2 protein-coding genes are annotated in these 2,499 nt (G+C 77.2%); one reads left to right on the top strand and one right to left on the bottom strand.

The window, feature by feature from the left end; all coding sequences use genetic code 11:
- Positions 1-469: 469 nt before the first annotated feature.
- Positions 470-1,174 (bottom strand): TetR/AcrR family transcriptional regulator, encoded by a 705-nt coding sequence (locus AAHZ94_RS32565; protein WP_349997313.1) that lies wholly within the window; start codon positions 1,172-1,174, stop codon positions 470-472.
- An 85-nt stretch (positions 1,175-1,259) separates the two neighbouring features.
- Between AAHZ94_RS32565 and AAHZ94_RS32560 the strand changes: the two genes are divergently transcribed.
- Positions 1,260-2,198 (top strand): TIGR03620 family F420-dependent LLM class oxidoreductase, encoded by a 939-nt coding sequence (locus tag AAHZ94_RS32560; protein ID WP_349997312.1) that lies wholly within the window; start codon positions 1,260-1,262, stop codon positions 2,196-2,198.
- Positions 2,199-2,499 lie beyond the last annotated feature (301 nt).

Raw genomic sequence — 2,499 nt, 5'->3', positions numbered from 1 at the left:
GCGGGGCCGCGCATCGGCCGCCTGCTGGGGCGGGGGCTGGGGGGGGGGGGGCGCGGGCCGCTCGGGGGGGGGCGGGGGGGGGCCCCGGCCATCGATGCGCCGACAGATCAGCAGGTCAGCAGGTCGATGGGTCGGCAGAGGGTTAGAGAGTTCAGAGGGTTGGGCGCGAAGGCACCACAGACGCGCATACGGGCGTGCGTGGACAGGCGGTCAGTCAGCCGCACACCCCGAGCAGTACCACCCACACATGCGAGCGCGCGCGGGCAGACGCACGGGCTGGTGTACGGGCAGGCGTACGGGCGCCCCTCCGCCGCCCACCCGGACCCGCGGCCCGGCAGCGCGAGCACCTGACGCGACGGGCACCCGGCCCCGCGAACCGCCCGACGAAGCACACGGCCCAGCAGAACGCCCCGCCCCCCACGGAAGAGCCCCCCACCACCGGACCGTCGCCCTCAATGCAACAGCCCACTCAACGCGGTCGCACCCCGTCGAAGACCAGGGCCAGCAGGCGCGAGGCGGCATCGGACGGAGCGCCCGGCGGAACGGCCGGAACGGCGTCCGGCACGGCGTCCGCCGGAACCGCCGGGGCGGGATCGATCTGCGCGGCACCGGCCGACACTGCACCGGTCAGCGCAACCGCGTCCGGCCCGCCGGAAGCCGCCGGCCCCAGCCCCGTGGACTCGTTCAGCCACGCGATGGCCGTCGCCAACCCGATCAGCTCCGTCGCCGTCAGATCGGCCCGCACCCGCCCGCGCGCCCGCGCGTGGTCGACCAGTTCGGCCGCGGCCCGCTCGACGGCCTGACAGCGGGTGCCCAGCGGACCTTCGGGCGCGCGCGACGCGTGCGCGTACCGCGTGGCGAAGCCGCGGTAGTGGCCGATGTGGCGCACCAGTGCGGCGGTCCACGGCGTGATCGGGTCGGGTTGGGCGGGGTCGGCGAGCAGGTCGCGGGCGAGGGCCGACAGGTCGTCAAGGCTCTGCCCGACGACCTCGGCCACCAGCGCCTCCTTGTCCGCGAAGTGCCGCCACAGGGTGCCGGGGCCGACACCGGCGCGCCGGGCGATGTCGTTCATCGACGCCGCTTCCGTACCCACCTCGGCGAAGAGCGCGCCCGCCACCTCGACCAGCCGGGCCCGATTGCGCACGGCGTCCTTGCGCCTGGGTTCCGCGTTCACCCACCGACCTCCCGGAACTTCATAACGGAGTGGCACTCCGCTACGATTCGGAGCGCCACTCCGGATTCTACTAGGGAGGTAGTCCGTGGAGTCTGCCCTGCCGTCCATCGGCGCCGTGGGCCTGTGGGTGCCCGGCATGGACCGACGACCGCCGGCGGCGTCCGCCGAGGCCGCGGCCGAGGTCGAGGCGCTCGGTTACGGCGCCGTCTGGCTCAGCGAAGGGCTGGTCCGCGACCCGTTCATGGAAGCGGCCACCCTGCTCGGCGCCACCCGTTCGCTCGTGGTCGGCACCGGCATCGCGGTGATCTGGGGCCGCCATCCACGCACGGTCAGGCTCCAGTCCCGCGCCCTGCTCGACGCCCATCCGGGCCGGTTCGTCCTGGGCCTCGGCACCTCGCACGCGCGACTGGTCGAGGGGGTGCTCGGGCTGCGCTACGAACGGCCGTTGACCGCGCTGCGCGAGCATCTGGACGGCCTGGACGCGCCGGACCCGATCCGTGCTCTGGCCGGCATCGACGGGGCCGAGCCGCCGCCGGCGCCCCGACTGCTGGCCGCGCTGGGCCCGCGCGCCCTCGCCCTGGCCCGGGACCGCGCGGCCGGCGCCTTCTCCTATCTGGTCACCCCCGAGCACACGGCGCGGGCCAGGGCCGCGATCGGGCCGGACCGCACGCTGGTCGTGGAGCAGGCCGTGGTCGTCGCGGCGGACCCCACCGAGGCCAGGGCACGGGCGCGCCAACACATCGCGGGCTATCTGCCGGCCGCCCCGTACCGGGCCAGTTGGCAGCGGCTCGGGTTCACCGAAGCGGACTTCGCCGACGGCGGGAGCGACCGGCTGGTCGACGCGCTGGTGGCGATCGGCGAGGAGGAGGCCGCGCGCCGGGTGGCGGCCCATCGGGCGGCCGGCGCCGACCACGTGTGCCTCCAGGCGCTACCGACGGACCCGGCCGCCCTCCCGCTGGACCAGTGGCGCGCCCTCGCACACCTCACCCGGGGGCACGCCGCACCGGCCGGCGCGGGGGCCTGACCGGCGCGGGGGCCTGACCGGCGCGGCCAGCCACCGCCAACGGGGGCGCGACCCGTTCCCGGAGCGCGCGCCCGGCTCCTGGAGCCCGACCGGACCCGCAGGCGGGCCAAGCCCTCAGCGAGTGCGGCCCAACCACCGCACGGCCCACCCCCGGGCACAGACACGGGCGCGGGCGCAGCCACAGACACGGGCGCAAACACAGGCACGGGCGCCGCCCCGCGCCCCCCCCCCCCCCCGGGGCCCGCCCCCCCCTCCCCCCCGCCGGCCGGCCCCCGGCCCCCCCGGCGCCCCCCCCCCCCCC

The sequence above is a fragment of the Streptomyces sp. HSW2009 genome (genome assembly GCF_040240285.1).
Lineage (GTDB): Bacteria > Actinomycetota > Actinomycetes > Streptomycetales > Streptomycetaceae > Streptomyces.
Note: the sequence above shows the minus strand (reverse complement) of the source record. Positions and strands in the feature narration are given on the sequence as shown.